The 17,189-nt window shown below is 67.7% G+C and carries 19 protein-coding genes; 3 read left to right on the plus strand and 16 right to left on the minus strand.

The features are described 5' to 3' along the window. Positions 1-161: 161 nt before the first annotated feature. The 12 genes from AB0C78_RS20395 to AB0C78_RS20450 form a co-directional block, all read right to left on the minus strand. The gene (locus AB0C78_RS20395; protein WP_360750105.1) at positions 162-2,456 is read right to left on the minus strand and encodes a DNA translocase FtsK; all 2,295 of its coding nucleotides are present in this window, start codon (positions 2,454-2,456) and stop codon (positions 162-164) included. Continuing rightward, entirely contained in the window at positions 2,456-2,824 is a 369-nt protein-coding gene (locus tag AB0C78_RS20400; protein WP_360750107.1) for a hypothetical protein, read from the minus strand. The genes AB0C78_RS20395 and AB0C78_RS20400 overlap by 1 nt, the downstream gene beginning before the upstream one ends. An 86-nt stretch (positions 2,825-2,910) precedes the next feature. Then, positions 2,911-3,219 carry a hypothetical protein gene (locus AB0C78_RS20405; RefSeq protein ID WP_360750109.1) on the minus strand — a complete coding sequence of 103 codons (309 nt, stop codon included), beginning with the start codon at positions 3,217-3,219 and terminating at the stop codon, positions 2,911-2,913. Continuing rightward, complete coding sequence (locus AB0C78_RS20410) at positions 3,216-3,518, minus strand: hypothetical protein (RefSeq protein WP_360750111.1); 303 nt, start codon at positions 3,516-3,518, stop codon at positions 3,216-3,218. The genes AB0C78_RS20405 and AB0C78_RS20410 overlap by 4 nt, the downstream gene beginning before the upstream one ends. After that, positions 3,515-3,703: a hypothetical protein gene (locus AB0C78_RS20415; RefSeq protein WP_360750113.1), complete on the minus strand. Its 189-nt coding sequence runs from the start codon at positions 3,701-3,703 to the stop codon at positions 3,515-3,517. The genes AB0C78_RS20410 and AB0C78_RS20415 overlap by 4 nt, the downstream gene beginning before the upstream one ends. Further along, positions 3,700-4,413 (minus strand): hypothetical protein, encoded by a 714-nt coding sequence (locus tag AB0C78_RS20420; protein WP_360750115.1) that lies wholly within the window; start codon positions 4,411-4,413, stop codon positions 3,700-3,702. Before AB0C78_RS20420 ends, AB0C78_RS20415 begins: the two co-directional genes overlap by 4 nt. Positions 4,414-4,486: 73 nt before the next feature. Next, complete coding sequence (locus AB0C78_RS20425; protein WP_360750117.1) at positions 4,487-4,624, minus strand: hypothetical protein; 138 nt, start codon at positions 4,622-4,624, stop codon at positions 4,487-4,489. Between the two features lie 269 nt (positions 4,625-4,893). Then, positions 4,894-6,273 carry a hypothetical protein gene (locus AB0C78_RS20430; RefSeq protein ID WP_360750119.1) on the minus strand — a complete coding sequence of 460 codons (1,380 nt, stop codon included), beginning with the start codon at positions 6,271-6,273 and terminating at the stop codon, positions 4,894-4,896. Beyond that, positions 6,270-6,902, minus strand: a complete 633-nt coding sequence (locus AB0C78_RS20435; RefSeq protein ID WP_360750121.1) for a hypothetical protein — start codon at positions 6,900-6,902, stop codon at positions 6,270-6,272. Before AB0C78_RS20435 ends, AB0C78_RS20430 begins: the two co-directional genes overlap by 4 nt. A gap of 69 nt (positions 6,903-6,971) precedes the next feature. Further along, on the minus strand, positions 6,972-7,214 hold the full coding sequence (locus AB0C78_RS20440; RefSeq protein WP_360750123.1) for a hypothetical protein: 243 nt from the start codon (positions 7,212-7,214) through the stop codon (positions 6,972-6,974). Continuing rightward, complete coding sequence (locus AB0C78_RS20445) at positions 7,214-7,426, minus strand: helix-turn-helix domain-containing protein (protein ID WP_360750125.1); 213 nt, start codon at positions 7,424-7,426, stop codon at positions 7,214-7,216. The genes AB0C78_RS20440 and AB0C78_RS20445 overlap by 1 nt, the downstream gene beginning before the upstream one ends. 136 nt (positions 7,427-7,562) lie before the next feature. Continuing rightward, on the minus strand, positions 7,563-8,348 hold the full coding sequence (locus AB0C78_RS20450) for a GntR family transcriptional regulator (RefSeq protein WP_360750127.1): 786 nt from the start codon (positions 8,346-8,348) through the stop codon (positions 7,563-7,565). A gap of 80 nt (positions 8,349-8,428) precedes the next feature. Here AB0C78_RS20450 and AB0C78_RS20455 point away from each other — a divergent pair, with 80 nt between their 5' ends. Beyond that, positions 8,429-8,857, plus strand: a complete 429-nt coding sequence (locus tag AB0C78_RS20455; RefSeq protein WP_360750129.1) for an NUDIX hydrolase — start codon at positions 8,429-8,431, stop codon at positions 8,855-8,857. Positions 8,858-9,228: 371 nt separating this feature from the next. Next, positions 9,229-10,638: a hypothetical protein gene (locus AB0C78_RS20460; protein WP_360750131.1), complete on the plus strand. Its 1,410-nt coding sequence runs from the start codon at positions 9,229-9,231 to the stop codon at positions 10,636-10,638. Positions 10,639-10,755: 117 nt separating this feature from the next. On the opposite strand, the gene AB0C78_RS20465 is transcribed toward AB0C78_RS20460, so the two are convergent. Next, positions 10,756-11,778 carry a DUF262 domain-containing protein gene (locus tag AB0C78_RS20465; protein ID WP_360750133.1) on the minus strand — a complete coding sequence of 341 codons (1,023 nt, stop codon included), beginning with the start codon at positions 11,776-11,778 and terminating at the stop codon, positions 10,756-10,758. Positions 11,779-13,110: 1,332 nt separating this feature from the next. On the opposite strand from AB0C78_RS20465, the gene AB0C78_RS20470 reads away from it, so the two are divergent. Continuing rightward, the gene (locus AB0C78_RS20470) at positions 13,111-14,976 is read left to right on the plus strand and encodes a histidine kinase (RefSeq protein WP_360750135.1); all 1,866 of its coding nucleotides are present in this window, start codon (positions 13,111-13,113) and stop codon (positions 14,974-14,976) included. On the opposite strand, the gene AB0C78_RS20475 is transcribed toward AB0C78_RS20470, so the two are convergent. From AB0C78_RS20475 to AB0C78_RS20485, 3 genes are all read right to left on the minus strand, one after another. Continuing rightward, complete coding sequence (locus AB0C78_RS20475; RefSeq protein WP_360750137.1) at positions 14,902-15,507, minus strand: response regulator transcription factor; 606 nt, start codon at positions 15,505-15,507, stop codon at positions 14,902-14,904. The two genes, AB0C78_RS20470 and AB0C78_RS20475, sit on opposite strands and share 75 nt — an antisense overlap. A 185-nt stretch (positions 15,508-15,692) precedes the next feature. After that, a complete protein-coding gene (locus AB0C78_RS20480) occupies positions 15,693-16,379 on the minus strand; it encodes a DUF899 family protein (protein ID WP_360750139.1) in 687 nt (228 codons plus the stop codon). 68 nt (positions 16,380-16,447) lie between these two features. Next, a complete protein-coding gene (locus AB0C78_RS20485) occupies positions 16,448-17,176 on the minus strand; it encodes an SDR family NAD(P)-dependent oxidoreductase (RefSeq protein ID WP_360750141.1) in 729 nt (242 codons plus the stop codon). Between the last annotated feature and the right edge of the window lie 13 nt (positions 17,177-17,189).

Raw genomic sequence — 17,189 nt, forward strand, 5'->3', positions numbered from 1 at the left:
TCAGAGGCGGTGTGACGCCTTGACACGGCGCCCGTGACGCGGGTGTGGCACGTGCCCGTGACAGGCGTGTGACAAGATCATCCGCGCTGCGGGCACGCCCCCACGCGCAGCCGCACGGAAGCCGGGCCTCGCGCGCGGCGGCGTCACGGTCACACGGCCGCTCATGCGGCGTGCCCGAGATCGTCGCGGTCCAGGGGCGACAGGTCGGCGATGGTGAACGTCGTGCTGCTACCGGACTTGTCGGCCCGGAGAACGCCGCGGGCGGTCAGGTCCTTGAGGACCTTGTAGATCCAGGCGCGGCCGTTGCCAGAGCGATTGCGGACGGCGGTCAGTTCGGAGTCGGAGGCGGTGAACGACGGCCTCCGGCTCTCCTGGCGGTGGCGGAGCCAGTCGTACACCAGCCCGCGGGCGGCGGCCGGTGTCATCGGCTCACGGTCGTCGTCCTCGGTAACGAGGCTTTCGGCCTCGGCGTCGGTCGGCTCCTGGACCCGGTCGCCGGCCCCCGCGGTGACGGCCGGATCGGGGTCGTCGGTGCGGAGCGCGGCCGCCACCGGGTCACCGCTGTCTCGCAGCCGAGCAGCCGCCTCAGCGCCGTCGGCGGCGTTCATCAGGACGGGGCGGCCTTCACCGTCGTCGCCGGCGGGTCCGACGACGCCCTTGCGCTCCAGGGCCTCCAGGAGCCGCAGGGAGTCCTCACGGCCGACACGGAGCTTGCGCTGCAGCATCTGCGGTGACGCGTGCTGGACGGCGATGACCAGCTCCGCCGCGTCGCCGAGCAGCTCGGCGAAGTCGGCAGCGAACGCCTCGCGCTCCTCGTCCTGGACGACGTCGTCCTCACGAGCCCGCAGGGCGGGGCTCGCTGTTGGAGGAGCCACGGCCGGGGCCTGGACGGGCGTCGGCGTCCGAAGGCGGCTCAGCGCGGCGGTGAAGTGGTCGACGTCCTTGGCAGCGGCCGGGAACCTGGCGGCGTGCGAGGCCATCGCAGCGTTGGCCTCCGCGCTGCCGGTACCCCAGGAGAAGGTGCGCAGCGGCATCGCGTAGTGCGTGGACCGGACGCTCTTGCCGTCCAGGTAGGCCATGCCGGGGTAGTGGTCTTCCCACTCGTGCGGCTCGACGCCCGCCTTGCGCTGCCGCGCGGACACGCCGTACTTGACGTCGTCCGGATCGGACAGCCCGAAGCACATCTTGGCCATCTGGGAGCGGATCAGCGTGGGGATCTGCGTGTAGTCGGCGCGCTGCAGCGACAGGATGACGCTGCCGCCCGCCGAGCGGATCTCCTTGAGGATCTCCGCCAGCCGCTCCTCGTCCTCTCCGGCCAGCTCGTTGAACAGCTTGGGGACTTCCTCGATGTGCAGGTACCAGTAGGTCAGCCCGCATCCTGGCTCCCATGCCTGGTACCCGTGCGCGGCCAGCCACTTGGTGCGCTCGGGGATCGCGGCGTGCATCGCCCGGATGAGGTCGACCGCGCCGGCCTTGCCGGTCTCGAAGCGATGCAGCCCCGCGTTGAGCGGCCCCATGGTCTGGTCGTCCTTGGAGACGTCGATGGAGAACACGGCGGCGTCGACGCGGGTGATGATCTCGGCGACGATGTTCCACGCGCCACCGATGGACTTGCCGCTGCCGGTCATGCCCATGATCTGCAGGTGATGGCCGACGAACCGGTACTCGACCTCGTCGCCGTCCTGGTAGATCCCGATCCGCAGCGGCTCGTCCACCGAGCCGCCCGGACGGGACGGCCCCGGCCAGGCGATCGGACGGCGGATGGCGCGCGGGTCGGAGACGGTGACGTGCGCCCGGTCGGCGCGGTCGTCGTCCCTAGCCACGATCACCGAGCCGGGAGGCAGCCGCATCCCGGACTCGATGCGGTCGGTGGCCTTGATGGCGTCCTCGGCGGTCTTCTCCCCGGCCGGGAGCTGCATCTGCCCCTTGACCTTGTGATCGGTGACCTCGGTGGCGCGCACCCGTGCACCCTTGAGCCCGGCCTGCTCCTTGGCCCGGTCGAACAGCGAGCCGAGCGCGTCCTCGGACGACTCCCCGTCGCCCTGGCCGCGGATCACGGTCCGGATGTTCCAGCTCAACGCCAGCGTCGCACCACCGAAGAACAACGCCCCCGCCGTGGTGTCGGCGGTCACGCCGGTGATGGTGGCCACGGTGAACCAGCTGGTCGCGGCACCTGCGGTCACGGTGGAGTGGACTCGTCCGAGCATCCGCCGCCGGTGGGTTGCCAACCAGGTCAGCGCGGTCAGCAGCGTGGAACCGAGCGTGCATCCGGCCGCCGCCCACGTCACCGCCGGCGCCGCACCCCACATCGCGTGCGACACCGCGCCGCCGGCGGCCTCCAGGCCGAGCACCGCCCACGGCGGCACCAGCACGCCCACCTTGGACACCGCCGACACGGCGATGCGCTCCATCGTCGCGTCCTGCACCAGCTGCAGGCTCTGCGTCTTGCGAGCCATCACAGATCAACCTCGCCCTTGTAGTCGCTCTTCTTGGTGGAGCGGTCCTCGCCGTCGAGGAACTCGTTGCGGAACTGGATGTTGAACTTCACCGCCTCGGCACTGACCCCCTCGACCAGCTCCCGGGCGTCGCGCAGATGCCTGCTCACCCACCAGGCCCGGACGGCCACGTCCACCCCGGCGAGCAGCGGGTGCCCCTTGAGCTGCCGCATCGCCGCGTCCGCGGCCGACTCGGCGGCGTCCAGCTCGCGCGCCAGGTCGTGCGCGAAGCGCTGGGTGGCCTTGGCGTAGGCGGCGACCTGTCGGGGCACCTTGCCGCGGAACTCGATGGCGGCGATCTCGTCCAGCCGCCGGCTTCCCGAACCCATCTGACGTTGACCTCCTGCGATTCCTTCTCACGGCACATCCCGGATCGGGGCGGCCGACCTATGAGGACCCGGCCGCCCCGATCGGGTCAGGACGGCTTGAAGTGCTTGCGGTAGGAGCGGTGGAACTGGTCGGCGCTGTCAGCGACCGAGGCGGCCAGGTCCTGCGCGCGCTTGAGTCGCTTGGCCACGCGGCGGGCTCGGATCTTGGAGTCCAGACCGAACAGCAGCAGGTGGCCCTTCATCGTGCCCATCGCGGCCTCGGCGTCCACGGCGGCGATCTCCAGCTCGGTCTTCCACCGGTCGGCCAGCGCCTCCAGCTCCTGGCCGTAGGTCTTGAACGCCTCGCCGAGCGAGCCGCGGAACTCCACGTTGGACAGCTCGGTGATGTTGCTCATCGCCACACCTTCTGCTTCTCGTTGTCGTCGATGACCTCGGCGTCGACGGCGCCGGCGCGTCCGGCCCGGTACTCATCGGCCAGCACCCGCCCGGCCCTGCACAGACGCGGAGCAAGCGGCGCCGTGCCCAGCAAGGCGGTCACCAGCGCGTCCAGCGCCGTCGCCAGCAGCGACAGCACGGCGAGCACGCCGCGAGCCACCGGGCCGAACCGCTCCCAGAAGGAGGGGCCGGGCGGCGTCTGGATCCGGAAGTGCCGCGACAAGCTCGAGCCCTGGGCGGCGCCTTGCGTCGCGTTCACCGCCGCCTCCGGGCAAAAGGGCGCGAGCGGACGGCCCACCAGGCGGTCAGCGCCGCGACCATGCAGGCGGCGTTGCCGTACATCGCCGTCCACATCGTCAGCGCCGCCCACACCACCAGGAAGACCAGGAGGAACAGCAGCACCGCCCTGGCCAGCGACCGCCGCGCCCGGGCCCGGGCGCTCATCGGTTCACCCCTTGGGCGCGGCCGCGGACGCCGACGTAGACGCATAGCGCCACGTACGCCGTCCCGAGGACGATGGCCCACAGCACGATCCGGCCGAGGACGTCCAGGCCCGGGACGACACCGACGACGGCGAGCACGGCCATCAGCGCGCCGATCAGCACCCGCGACAGCCGATACCGGCGCGGGCGTTCGGTGCTGCCGCCGGCCCGATGCTCCTCGACCTCGGCGAGCACGACCAGGACCTCGGCGGCCCGGTCGCCCAGGTGATCAGCGGCCAGCGAGCGCAGCCGCCGCAAGCAGGACGCGCGCCGGTCAGGCGCCGAGGTGTGCGCGAGTTCCGTCCAGGCCAACAGCTCGGTCCTGTACTCGTCACCCGGAAGCGGCTCGGTGTCCGGCCAACTGACCGCACCAATGACCGCGCGCTCGGTCGCGGCGACCTGACGCAGCAACGCCGCCTGGCAGGCCAGCGAGTAGGCCATCGGCCGTCCGTCCGCGTCGACGTCGCGGCCCCACGCGGCGGTGTGCGTCTCGGCCAGCTGCTCGGCGAGCTGCGCGGCGCGGTCCTCCAGCGCCGCCCGGTCGTCGTGGTCCTGGACCACGTACAGGTCGTCGAATGTCTCGTTCAGGGTGTCCTGCAGGTCGGCGTACCGGCGGCGCGCGGCCGAGCGGTCAATCCGCGCTCGCAACGCGTCGGGAATGGTCTTCAACATCGGAGAAACTCCTGTGTTGTCTTGGGGGAGAGGGGGCCGACTCGGCCGGAGCCGGCCCCCTGGTGCCGTGTCGTCAGCGGGCGGTGGTGCGGAACTCGCCGTCCCGGGAGCACCGCCAGACGTCCTGGCTCGGTCCGGTGCCGCCCTCGCGGCCCTTGTAGGTCACGTTCTGCGCGCTACCGCACGTCGGGCAGCACGCCTTGCCGCTCACTTCTTGCCGCCCTTGGCCAGCTCGGGGTAGCCGCGGCCCTTCTTGCCCCACATGGAGGACGTGGGCGCGGTCGCGGTGCCTCCGCTGCTGGACCGGCTCTGATCGGACATACTTGGACCTGCCTCTCTTGAGGTGGGCCCCGCCGTTATGCGTGCCAGGCTGCCGGCGGGGCCCTTTTGTGCTGGTCACGGGCGGAAGTGCCCGAGACGATGGGGGCCGGGAGATATCCGGCTCTGGTCAGGCGTGGCGTCCGGTGCGGAAGGCCGTCATCACCGCTCGCCGCCCACCACGGACAGCTCGGCGCGCGACGTCGCCGACGGCTCGTCCGGCTCGGGCAGCGCCTGGACGATGGCTCGCTCGATGTCCGCGAGCTGCTCGGCGTACAGCTCCTTGACCTTCTTGGCTCGCGTGAACCCGAGGCCGAGAGCGCTCTGGACCTGGCGAATGGACGCGTCCTCGGGCAGCTCGCCCCGGTCGATCGCAGCGACCATTCGCTCGCACTGCTGTTCGTCGGTGAGCGCACGCGGCGGTGCGGGCTTCGCGCTCTCCGGCACCCGGACGCCCTTGTTCGGACGCCGCTTACGGGGCGCTTCCGACTTCCGCTGTTGCGGCCGGTCGTCACCGATTCGCGGCCTCGTCTCGCCGCCCTCGGCGGTAGTCCGGGCCGGGGTGGGGCGAGCGATGACCGGCAGGATTCGCCGCTGCCCGCTGGCGACCGGCCACGCCATCACCGGGACGATGCCGGCGCGCTCAGCGTCACCTTCCTTGGCGCTGTCGGAAGCGTCCAGAGGAGGAACGGCGGTGCCGCGCTCGGCGAGCGCCGATCCGGCGCTTCGCAGATCCATCTCTGCCAGCCGCGGCATCGCCCGACCGTCGTTGTCATGCCAGGGATCGGCCGTGCTGATCGACCTGTCGATCACGCCGATGAGGTGCGCCGTCACGGCCGCGCCGACCGGCCCGAGCGCGTGAGCGAACATCGCCCCCATGACCGCCCATACGGACACGTGGGCGCTGTGGCCGGCGGGCACGGCCGCGACCAGGTTGAGGAGGACCGACGTGGTCAGACAGCCCACACCGATCTTCTCCGCCTGCCTCGACAGCTCACCGCCCGCGCCGGCCAGCCGTGCGCGGACGACGATGATCCAGCACACCGTGCCGATCAGCAGAGCCTCCAAGCCCCACAGCGCCCACCACACCGGGCTGTGCGAATCGACCTGCATGATGCGTGCGGCGCCCTGCTGGACACCGGTCGTCGACCAGATGCCGAACCCGACCAGCAACGGCACCAGGACGTGCAGGTTCCGGCTGCGCAGCCACTCCAGGCGCAGCGCACGAGCCTCCCCGGACCGCGCCATCAGCGCCTTGACCCGCGTCCGCTCACCGGCCGCCCGGAACTGCCGGTGCATCCGAGCCAGCTCCGCCTCGGCCTGGACGTCGGCCTCACGTTCGGCCCGCGCCAACTCGGCCAGCCGCGACTCCTCGGCCACGTCCGCCCGCGCCCGGCCGTGGCCGGCCGCCGCCCGGAGCCGCTCCAGCTCATCGACCCGCCGCGCGTCCGCCAGCTCCCGCTGCCGCTGCAGCTCACGGGTCAGCTCCTCCGGGCTCGCCGGCGCGTGGGAGGTCCGCGGCTTCCTGTTCAGGATCGTCATCGCGAACGCCCTCCCTCCAGGACGTCCAGGACCGGCCCGATCACGCGGTTCAGCTCGGTGACCATCCCTGCGACGGCCTGCCGGGCGGCGTACTCGACACCGTCGGTCGGACCGCTCGGAGCCGCCGGCAACAGGCCGACCGGAACGGCGAACGTCAGCGCGAGGCTGGCCTGCATGAACGGGTACTCGGTCACGTCCTTCTCGGTGGGGTCGACGTAGTCGTAGCCCTCACCGCGAAGTTCCGTGGGCCAGTCGCGCCAGTACCGGCCGCGCTGCCAGTCGAACGACTGGGCCAGCGCCGTCGGCCAGGGAGCCACCAGGCTCACGGCCGCGACCAGTGTTCCGTCCCACTGGCTCCGCTCCACGCAGGTGCTCAACACTCGCGAGTGGTGGCGGACGTAGCCGGGCGCCATGACCGGCCCGGTCGCCGTCCGCCAGGCCGCGGCCGCGAACTCGGCCAGCCTGGTCGAAGCCTCGCCCCACGTCCCGTCCCAGCACTCGGCGAACGAGCCGCCCAGCCGGTCCCGCACGTAGGCGCCGTACCGGGAGACGCCGTCACTGGCGTACTCCCGGTCGTACTCCGCGTCGACCCAGAACGGGGCCGAGGGAGTGTCAGAATGAAGGTTCATCGGGTTGGACCTCCTGAGGTCCAATCAAGGCCCTCGTCAGGCGGTTGCGTCGCCATGACGAGGGCCGCTCTACGTTCGGGGGCTCATGAGGCGCACCTGCAGGTAGGCGCGCACGTTCCGAGAGGCGCCACGGCACGGGTACGCCGACGACACCTCGATCAGGTCGAACGCCTCGGCCAGGACCTCGGCCCCGGCCAGCACCTCGTCCGGCAGACCGATCAGCCGGATCCGGAGACCGGCCGCGGGCATCCCCTCGGCGGCCACCGGCTTAATCGCCAGGTCGGAGCCGGGCCTGCGGCGCTCGCGGGCCATCAGCCGGCCTCGCTCTCCAGCAGCGCGATGTACTCGGCGATGGCCGAGCCGGGGATCCGGCGCGAGCGGCCCTCCTGGACCGACCGCAGCCGCCCCGACCGGATCAGCTCGTAGATCACCGACCGGGACAGCGACAGCAACTCCATCGCCTCGCTGACCCGGTACAGCCGCACCGGCGGCGCCTCAACGGCGCCCGAAGTCATGGTGGTCATCGAGTGGGAACCTCCCTTGACGGCTCTGCCGCACAACGGCGAGAGCCCGGTGTGTCCAGAGACGTCCAGAAGGACACCTAGACGTCTAGAGGAGTACGTCCAGACCGTGACACAACTCGTCTAGATGAGTCAAGCGCTACCGGGCTGGAAGCTCGTACGAGAGGACGTACGCGTCACTCGACATGACCGTGTCGCAGACCTCGACCGGTCGTCCGGCCTGGTCATAGGCCGTGCGCACCAGATGGAACACCGGCACTCCGGGCGCGAGCTTCAGCGCCCGGGCCTCATCGCGGAGCGGCATCCGGGCGCGGATCTCCTCGGTGAAGTGGTCGAGACGGTGGCCGAGTTCCTCCAAGCGGGCGTAGATCCCGCCGGGGCCGCTGTTGGGCTGCGCAATCTGCGAGTCGCGAGCGATCGAGGCTGGGATGTACGAGGTTGCTGTTTCCACGGGGTGCCCGTTGAGCAGATATCGACGCGCCCGGACGATGACCAGCTCACCACTCGCGAGATCCAGCTTCGACGCAACATCTGGCGATGGCGTGCTTTCCGTGATGTTGATGGAGTCGACCGACGGCTTGACGCCGGCCTCTTCGGCCTCGGCGATGAAAGCAGCCTTACCTTCTTCGCGATGATGCCGAGCAAAGCGGTCGGAGGCCAGCCTCCGTACCGGGGGCCGGGACCGAACAAAAACACCCTTGCCATGCTCAGCGACGGTCAGCCCCTCGCTTTGCAGAATCTGGAGAGCGTGCCGCACCGTCATCCTGGCCACGTCGTAGTGCCCAATCAGCTGGCTCTCCGAAGGCAGCTTCTCGCCCGGTGCGAGCTCCTTGCTGTCGATCGCCGCCCGCAGGTGATCAGCGATCTGCTTGAAGACCGGCCGATCGCTAGTCGGATCCAGGTCTGGCAACCCCAGCTCGCCCACGCGCGGCCAACTCCTCAACTCGTACGTACGTGTACTAGCGTTGAGTCTAGTAGCCGGACCTGGTCAGAGGAGCTTGCGAAATGCCCGACAGTCGCCACTCCGTCAGCGTGGCGGGGGTCGTCGTTGACGACCACGGTCGAGCCCTCCTCATCCAGCGCCGTGACAACGGCCACTGGGAGGCACCCGGGGGCGTCCTGGAGCAGGACGAGGACATCATCACGGGCCTTCGCCGCGAGGTGCAGGAGGAGACCGGCCTGGACGTGACGCCGATCGCCCTGACCGGCGTCTACAAGAACATGACCCGTGGCATCGTTGCCCTGGTCTTCCGCTGCAAGGCCGAGGCCGGCTCCCTTCGAGAGTCCGACGAGACCTCCGCCTTCCGCTGGGTCACCGCCGACGAAGTCGCCGAGCTGGCCGACGAAGCCTTCGCCATCCGAGTCCAAGACGCCATGGCCGCCCGTTCAACCGTCCCCATCCGCCAACATGACGGCATTCAAATACTCGGCTGACGTCCACCGGTCGCAGGTCCTGTCTTGACTACGAGCGAGATCAGTATCGTCCGGCAGTGTTCCCGAGAGTCTGCTGGCCATCGTTGCGCCGTCCGGCCGGGGCATACCCGTCCGAGGACATCCGGCCTCACTGGTTGGACTGACATTAGAAGACGAACCGTTCCGGCGGTGCGCCCGCGCGAACGGCGAGAAGGCGTCACAGGCAGGGAGTGCCGCCACCCGCGACGTGGTGCTTGCGAGGCCCCGCTTCACACTCGCTCAGGCAACGGACGGCTCGGCTGCAGCTCGTAGTGACAATGCTTGCCGTGCTAGGTGGTGCGATCCGCAGCAAATGACAGGCGGGGGGAGACGTCACATGCCATAATCACAATATGCGTCTACTATCCCTAGACTACGACCCTGTCTATGGCGAGGCCACTCGAGCCACTTTTGCGGGAGACTTCAGTGCATTCGACTATGATGTTGTGATCTGGGATCCTGCCGAAAGTTTGCGCTTCTATGCTACCCATAGCGACACTTATAGAGGGCTCCCGTGCCTGGCAGAGGGAATTTCTGTTCGCATACAGGCGGACGCCGATAGAAGGGCGAATGAATTTAGAGAATTCATTCGCTCTGGGCGAACTCTTGTGGTGATTTCACGTCCGCCTCAACTTTGCTACATCGACACCGGACAACGCGAACATTCTGGCACGGGAAGAAACCGTATCACCACAAATATGGTTTCTCTTTTTGATCTCCTGTCGGCTTTGCCGTGCGAGGTTAATCCATCGCGTGCTCGCGGCTCAAGAATCGAATTTGTGGGCGATGGGCCAATAGTTGGCCTGCTGCGGAAATACAAGGAGTATTTGGCATACAAGGCGGTTCTATCGAGGTATCCGGGAACGGCCGTTGCTCGAGTGACCGGAACCGATCGAGTCGTCAGTTCAATCGATCGGAGAGAGGACGGGGGATATCTGATTCTACTGCCAGTCGTCGATCTGCGCTTGGATGAGGAAGACGTCGAAGACGAGGAAGGCGAGGAAGACGAGGACCTCTATATCGAAGAGGCGCCGACTTTTCAGGCGGATCTTCTTGAGGCGATCAGCCAGCTCGTCGGCAGCGCTACTCACAGCAGACCCACCTGGATGGAGCGATATTCAACGACCCGAGAAGAGCAGATTCAGCAGGAGCTTACAAAGCAGCAGAAACGCGTGGAATCGGCTCGGAACAAACTTGCAAAGCTTCAGCAGCAGAAAGAAGCTGCCGAGGCTCGCGATCAGCTGTTTCTTGGCAGTGGCCGGGCACTTGAGGTGGAGGTTGGAAAGGTTCTTGAGGCTCTCGGTGGAATTGTTATCGAGCCTGACCCTGGACGGGATGATTGGAAAGTTGCTTTCCCGGAAGGAAATGCTGTTGTAGAAGTTAAAGGGGTAGGCAAGAGTGCCGCAGAGAAACATGCGGCTCAGCTTGAGAAGTGGGTGGCCGCAGAACTCGAGGCGACAGGAAAGGCACCAAAGGGGATACTTGTAGTCAATGCCTGGCGAGAATTGCCGCTCGACGAGCGAGTCCAGGATGCTTTTCCGAGCCAGATGCTCCCGTATTGTGAGAGTAGAGGACACTGTCTCATCACGGGACTTCAGTTGTTTGTCATCCTTGCTGACCTCGAAGAAGATTCTTCTCGGGCCGATAAATGGCGCAAGGCTTTGCTTGGGACTTGCGGCAAGCTTGCGGGGGCCGATGACTGGAGGTCGGTGATTCATGAAACAAAGCCAGCCCCTGTACAAGAAGGCGATGCCGAAGCCTGACGCACGTTCAGCGGCGGCTGCCCCGGCGCAGCGGACTGGAGGCTTGGATCGTATACTGTCGCCGCGGGCGGAACGAAGGTGTCGTCCGACCTGGAAGCCCTTATCGATGATCCGATTTTACTTTGAGGGTATCTCGCCGGCACTCAGTAGGAGCCTTCGCACGATAGCTCCACGGTTGGCCCGGCTTATCCTGTCGTTGATTCCCGAGCGTACTCGGCGGTAGTACTCTGCAGCGTCTGGTTGAGGACTCTCCGAGCGGGTTACGGACTCCACCTCCTCATAGAAGGCGGTCATTGTGGACCCCACAGAAAGTGGATCGAGAGAACGGCCGTCAACGATCAGCGCCCGATGCAGCTCGACCAGAATCGTGAGCAGGTCAGCCTTTTGCCATACCCGCGACTTCTCGTCGAAGTGACAGGATTCAATGAAATCGAAAACGACATGCATTTCCGTTTTCATCTTGGCTTCATCGGGAAATTGGTCGTTGTATCTTTCTAGGTAGGTTTCGTGCTCCTCGTCTCGCTTGAAGTATCCGCTCATGATGGTAATCAAGAGTGTCAGAACGAAACGAACATCATTCATCCTCCGCCCATCGAGAGAGGTGAAGATGTTGTGTCTAATAAAGAAGCTTGAATTTGCAAGGAACTCTGCAAACTTCTTCAGCTCCCCGTCATATCGAGAGCTATTCACTTCCATTGCATTGAGTGAATACCTAGTAGAATTGATGCGTTGGAAGATATCGCGAGTCTCATCCTCGGTGAGCGGTCCCAAGTCCCGGACGACTACTTCATATTCAAGGAAAGCGACCTTCTGTATCTGATCGAGTTCCTTGTACTCCACTATCGGGCTGCCAGTAAAACGAAGGTCGCGCGAACCTGTGAAGTACTCAAACAGGGTCGTCATCCTTTGTTGGCCATCTACGATGAGTTCAGTGCCGTCCCCCGTGTCAGGGTTAACTTCTCCCGCCGAAATGAAAATTTCGGGGAACGGCAAACCTTCTAGGACCGTTTGCAAGAACGCAATTTTATGTGCGTTCGACCAAACAAGTCGACGCTGAAAGTGTGGATTGGGTATCAGTGTTTGATCGCGTATCCCAGTTAGTAGGGTCCGCATGCGCTTATTCGTTGCTGAGGTCTGCATTAGGAACCTTCCATCTGATCGGCCCTACAGGCCGCCACTGCCCTAGTCTGGTAGTTAACTAAAAAATGCATATCGTGATAAAGTCCTGCCGCCATCTTATATGGGCCATAATTCCGCGAGTACTGCAACCCCCGAAAGAAGTCCCACCATTCGTCTGCAAAGGGAAATAAGGGTCCCGAAGGCAATTTATCAGGCCTTATCCAGCCCCATGCTGCATACCGCTCGAATTGGCTTTTCCTTGGCCAATCCGCGCCGGACTCTACATAGTTGCTCACTTCGTGCCAAACTCGCTCGTATAGACGATGACTCACTATGGCTATATCGATATCTGAGCTGTCACTGAAAGAGCGGTACCTCTTATGTGGAGCGATACTGAACCCCAACTTCGCCGATCCTACAATGAAGATGTCTTGATTGACTTGCAGTGAGAACCGATCTGCTACTTCCTGTTTCAGGGTGTAGTGGCTGGTTTCGTCTATCGCAAAGCATGAACCGTGGAGGAGGTGTTGATTTACTACAGCTACATCATTTACCTCATCTCGTAAGGTCGTTCGAAATCTCTCCTTTCGCCTAATAATTTCGTCATCCCCAATAGTCTCCAGAAGACTCATCCTTTGACTCGCATGTCCACAGTAGGATCGGGCTGTCGCGATTGACCAAATTGTACTCTTGATCGCGGCGTCAGGGGCAGTCTTCTCCGGATTGGCGGAGAACCTTCCTTAAGCCTCCTCAGGTCGTGTGGGTAGTCCTCGTCCACCGTTTCGATCTCGGCTGGCTGGGCCGGGCCCGAAGCGGCCGCACGCCGAGCTGGCCGAGGCGGCAGCGGAGCGGCGCCCTTGACTGTGTGGAGATAGCTCTCACCAGCGGTCGTTTGGGCTCGAGGTTGGAAGTCTCCGAGCGCGTCGGCGGACGAAGTCCCGGCGGGGCAGGCGGCTCTCGAGGTTCGGGTGAGATGTGATCAGTGACCGTCGTCCAGCTTCCGAGCTGTGCCGCGTGGAGTGTCTAACTGGGTGACAGTCGTGGCGGACATGGGTGGACGTCGACGGCCGGTGGGGTACCCGTGTGCAGGGCCAGGACCTGCGGCTTTGCTGGGTGATCTTGGCTTACAAGCGAGGAGTCGGCGGTTCGAAACCGTCCGCGCCCACCAGCCAAAAGACCCCGTTCCTGATCTAGGAACGGGGTCTTTGTGCTATCAGCGTGCCATTAGCTCCCAAGTCAGGGCCCTGCGCCGTGCGCCCTGGGTGCCGGCGTTCCCCTCGGCGTAGTGGCTGGTCAAGTGGAGGGCTTGTCGGGCGGGGGAGAATGGGTGGGTTTGGGGCTGCGGGAGGCGGCGTGGGGGCTGGGGAGTTTCGGGCGCGGGTCGCGCGGGCGATGTTGTGGACCGCGCTGGGGATGGTGTTCTGCATCCGGCTGTTCAACGCGGTCCAGAAGGGCCTGGGCGTCGAGGTGTGGGTGGTGGCCATGGCGCCCTATCCGCCGTTGGTGGCGTTGCTGGTGCGGCGGTGGCGGGCGGGCGTGCGGTACGGGCTGCTGGCGGTGCTGGTGGTGCTCGCCCTCATGCCGTTCGCGCTGGTCGGCATGGACTGGGAGTGGCTGCCCTGGACGATCGGGGCCGGTGTGCTGGTCGCGCTTCCGGCGCGGGTGTCCTGGCCGCTGCTCGGTCTCGTCCTGGCGGGCACGGCGGTCGGCGGTCTGCTGGCCGGGGACCCGGTCGGTATCTGGGTGTGGCGGCCGCTGGCCGTCGCGACGGACGCGCTGATCGTGTTCAGCCTGCACACCATCAGCAGGATGGTCGTGGACCTGCACGCCGCACGCGACGAGCTGGCCACGCTGGAGACGGTCCGGGAACGGCTGCGGATGGACGCCGAGCTGCGCGGGACCGTGGGGACCGGGCTGCGGACGATCGCCGGCAGGCTGGCCGCGGCGGCCGGCGCGCCGCCCGAGGACGCCCGCGCCGAGGTGCGGGAGGCGACGGAGACGGCGAGGCGGACGCTGGCCGAGGTGCGTTCGATGGCGAGCGGCTACCGCGCCGCGGGCGGCGGCCGCGCGGCGCCGCCGGTGAGGTCGCCAAGGTTCGTCCGCGTCATCCTCGTTGTGGTGGTGCTCATCCAGGCGGTGAGGGCGGTCGTGAACGTCTTCCTTCTCGCCGGGGACCCGCGCTGGCTGTTCCTGCTGGTCCCGCTGCTGGCGGTGGCCGTGCCGCTGCTGCTGTCGCGGCCGGGGCGCGGACGGCTGATCGTGCTCGGCCTGCTGGTGGTCCCGGTGGCCTGGCCCGGGAGTTATGTCGCGAACGTCCTGGGCGTGGTCGAGGGCCTGTGGGGGCTGCTCGTCGGCGCGGTGCTGGTCCGGGTGCGTCCGCCCAGGTCGTGGGCGATCGCCGCGGCCGTGCTGGCGCTGGTGGCCGTGCTGTCCGTCACCCCTCCGCCGGTCTCCCCGCCGGCGGGCGTGGTGGCGGAGCTGCTCTCCACCATGATCCTCGCGTGGCTGTTCTACAGCCTGTCGCGGCTCGCCGACCTGGTGGTGCTGCTCGAACGGGCGCGGCACGAGCTGGCGGCGGCGGCCGTCGCCGCCGAACGCGTCCGGATCGGCCGCGACCTGCACGACGTGCTGGGCTTCAGCCTGTCGGCGGTCGCGCTGCGCGGCGAGCTGGCCCTGCGGCTGCTCGACCGCGACCCGGTCCGCGCCGCGACGGAGCTGGCGGCGCTGGTCCCGGTGCTGGAGAAGGCGGAGGCCGAGCTCGGCTCGATCGCGGGCGGACGGGTCCGGCTCGAGCTGGGCCGGGAGGTCGGCGCGGCGGTCGAGGTGCTGGAGGCCGCGGGCCTGGCCGTCCGGGCCGAGGTCGCGGCGGGGCCGCTGCCGGAGGAGACGGGCACCGCCCTGGCCGCCGTGCTCCGCGAGGGCGTCACCAACGTCCTGCGGCACAGCCGGGCGCGCACCTGCTCCATCACGGTCACCGGCGCGGACGGCGCCGTGCGGCTGCGGATCGTCGACGACGGCGTCGGCGCGCCGCCGGGGCCGGGCGCCGGGGGCGTGGGGCTGGAGAGCCTGGCGGCGCGGGCCGCGGGACGGCTGTCGGCGGGGCCGCGGCCGGAAGGCGGGTTCGAGGTGGTGGCCGAGTTCCCGTCAGAGCCAGCCGGCCTCGGTGGCGATGCGGATGGCGTCGACCCGGTTGCGGGCGCCGAGCTTGCCGGCCGCTGAGGCCAGGTAGTTGCGCACCGTCCCGTGGGACAGGAACAGCCGTTCGGCGATCTCCAGCGGCCGGGCGCCGGTCGCCGACAGGCGCAGCACCTCGGTCTCCCGCTGGGTGAGCGGGCTCTGCGGCGCCCTCAGCGCGGACACCGCCAGCGCCTGGTCGATCGTCGTGCCGCCCGCGGCGACGGTGCGGACGGCCGCCGCCAGCTCGTCCGGCCGGACGTCCTTGGGCAGGAACCCGGCGACGTCGGCGTCCAGCGCGCGGCGCAGCTCGCCGGGCCTGCTCAGCGCGGTGAGGATCAGCACCCGGCAGCCGGGCACCCGCGACCGCAGGAGCGCGGCGGCGGTGACGCCGTCCATTCCGGGCAGGTCGATGTCGACGATCGCCACGTCGGGCGCGTGGCGCTCGGCCTCCGGGACGATCCGGTCGCCGGCGGCCACCCGCGCCACGACCTGCACGTCGTCCTCCAGGTCGAGGAGTTCGGCGAGCGCCTCCCGCAGGAGGTCCATGTCCTCGGCGATCAGCACGCGGATCACGCCGCGCCCCCGGCTGCCATCCCCACCACGAGTCGATCATATGGGCGTTCCGCACACCCGATCCGTGACGGCGGCACTCCCGGGGACGTGCGGAACTCACGGTTTCCGCGTGACGGCGGCACGCACAGGCCGAGGACGGGGGGACCCGCCCTCGGCCGTGGTTCACGCCGCAGGCACCCGGGGCTCTAGGCGTCCTCGCCGTAGAGGGCCGCTATGTCCTTGCTGCCGGGCCAGCGGCTGTAGGTGGGGGACTGGGGCCAGCCGTCCGGGACGTCCTGCCACTCCTCCTGGCGCCCGTACGGCAGCACATCGATCAGCGGGAAGGTGTGGCTGAGCTGCTCGGTGCCGCGGCCCTCGGTGTGCCAGGTGCGGTAGACGGTGTCGCCGTCGCGCAGGAACACGTTGACCGCGAAGCCGCCGCCGGGCGGGGCGCCCACGTCCGTGCCGAACGGGCTGTTCGCCGTGGAGTACCAGGTCATCTTGTTGCCGACCCGCCGCTTGTAGGCGAGGGCCTCGTCGAGCGGGCCCTGGGTGACGATGACGAACCGGGCGTCGTAGGCGTCCAGGAACTCCAGCCGCGTGAACTGCGACGTGAAGCCCGTGCAGCCCGGGCACTGCCACGTCTTGCCGGGGAACCACATGTGGTTGTAGACGATCAGCTGGGACCGGCCGTCGAAGACGTCGGCCAGCCCGACCGGGCCCTCCTCGCCCTCCAGGGTGTAGGCGGGCATCTCGACCATCGGCATCCGGCGGCGCTCCGCGGCGATCGCGTCGAGCTCCCGGGTCGCGGCCTTCTCCCGGGCGCGCAGCTCGTCGAGATGGCGTCGCCAGGTCTCGGCGTCGACGACGGGCGGCAGTGCCTTGGTGGTCATGGTCTCCTCCGAGGTTCACGGTTCGGCGTCCTCATAGGTAGACCGTGCCCGACCCCGGAAGTCATCGGTCACGTGGCGGCGGACGCCCCCTGGGCGAGGCCGGCGTACTGGTGCTCCAGGGTCTTGATGGGGCCGCCGTGCCAGCCCACGGCCATCGCCTCCGCCATGGGGTCGGGGAAGATGTCCTCCTCGTTCTTCTCCAGGCCGTCGAAGACGGCGCTCGCGACGGATTCCGGCGACGCCTTGGGCATCTCCACCCCGCGCGACATGTCGGTGTCCACGATCCCCGTCAGGACGGCGTGCACCGACACCCCTTGGGGAGCGAGGAGCGCGCGCAGCGACTGCGTCATGGAGAACGCGGCCGCCTTGGAGATCGAGTAGCCCGGGACCAGCGGCAGCGCGGCGAGCGCGTTCACCGACAGGTTGTTGACGATGGCGCCCTTTGCGCTGGTCAGCAGGGGCAGGAACGCCTCGGTGACCCGGTGCGGGCCGTAGAAGTTCACCGCGAGGTGCCGTTCGAGGACGGACCGGTCGGTCAGGTCGTCGTAGATCGCGACGCCGGCGTTGTTGACGAGGACGTCGAGCGAGTCGACCGCCTCGGCCGCCCGCCGGACCTGCTCCGGGTCCGTCACGTCCAGGGTCAGCGGCGTGACCCGCTCGTCCGGATGCGGCTGGGGGGCGCGCGCGGCGGCGTACACGCGCCGTGCGCCCCTGCGGAGCGCCTCCTCGACCAGCGCGCGGCCGATGCCGCGGTTGGCTCCGGTGATCAGTACTGACTTGTCGGTGATGGTCGGCATGCTGCCGCTCTCC

Origin of the sequence: Actinomadura sp. NPDC048394 (assembly GCF_040651755.1) — a bacterium.
Classification (GTDB): domain Bacteria; phylum Actinomycetota; class Actinomycetes; order Streptosporangiales; family Streptosporangiaceae; genus Spirillospora; species Spirillospora montaniterrae.

Coding starts and splice junctions, on each gene's coding strand:
- AB0C78_RS20395 (WP_360750105.1), bottom strand. CDS start 2,456: ATGGCTCGCAAGACGCAGAGCCTGCAGCTGGTGCAGGACGCGACGATG.
- AB0C78_RS20400 (WP_360750107.1), bottom strand. CDS start 2,824: ATGGGTTCGGGAAGCCGGCGGCTGGACGAGATCGCCGCCATCGAGTTC.
- AB0C78_RS20405 (WP_360750109.1), bottom strand. CDS start 3,219: ATGAGCAACATCACCGAGCTGTCCAACGTGGAGTTCCGCGGCTCGCTC.
- AB0C78_RS20415 (WP_360750113.1), bottom strand. CDS start 3,703: ATGAGCGCCCGGGCCCGGGCGCGGCGGTCGCTGGCCAGGGCGGTGCTG.
- AB0C78_RS20420 (WP_360750115.1), bottom strand. CDS start 4,413: ATGTTGAAGACCATTCCCGACGCGTTGCGAGCGCGGATTGACCGCTCG.
- AB0C78_RS20430 (WP_360750119.1), bottom strand. CDS start 6,273: ATGACGATCCTGAACAGGAAGCCGCGGACCTCCCACGCGCCGGCGAGC.
- AB0C78_RS20435 (WP_360750121.1), bottom strand. CDS start 6,902: ATGAACCTTCATTCTGACACTCCCTCGGCCCCGTTCTGGGTCGACGCG.
- AB0C78_RS20440 (WP_360750123.1), bottom strand. CDS start 7,214: ATGGCCCGCGAGCGCCGCAGGCCCGGCTCCGACCTGGCGATTAAGCCG.
- AB0C78_RS20445 (WP_360750125.1), bottom strand. CDS start 7,426: ATGACCACCATGACTTCGGGCGCCGTTGAGGCGCCGCCGGTGCGGCTG.
- AB0C78_RS20455 (WP_360750129.1), top strand. CDS start 8,429: ATGCCCGACAGTCGCCACTCCGTCAGCGTGGCGGGGGTCGTCGTTGAC.
- AB0C78_RS20460 (WP_360750131.1), top strand. CDS start 9,229: ATGCGTCTACTATCCCTAGACTACGACCCTGTCTATGGCGAGGCCACT.
- AB0C78_RS20465 (WP_360750133.1), bottom strand. CDS start 11,778: ATGCAGACCTCAGCAACGAATAAGCGCATGCGGACCCTACTAACTGGG.
- AB0C78_RS20480 (WP_360750139.1), bottom strand. CDS start 16,379: ATGACCACCAAGGCACTGCCGCCCGTCGTCGACGCCGAGACCTGGCGA.
- AB0C78_RS20485 (WP_360750141.1), bottom strand. CDS start 17,176: ATGCCGACCATCACCGACAAGTCAGTACTGATCACCGGAGCCAACCGC.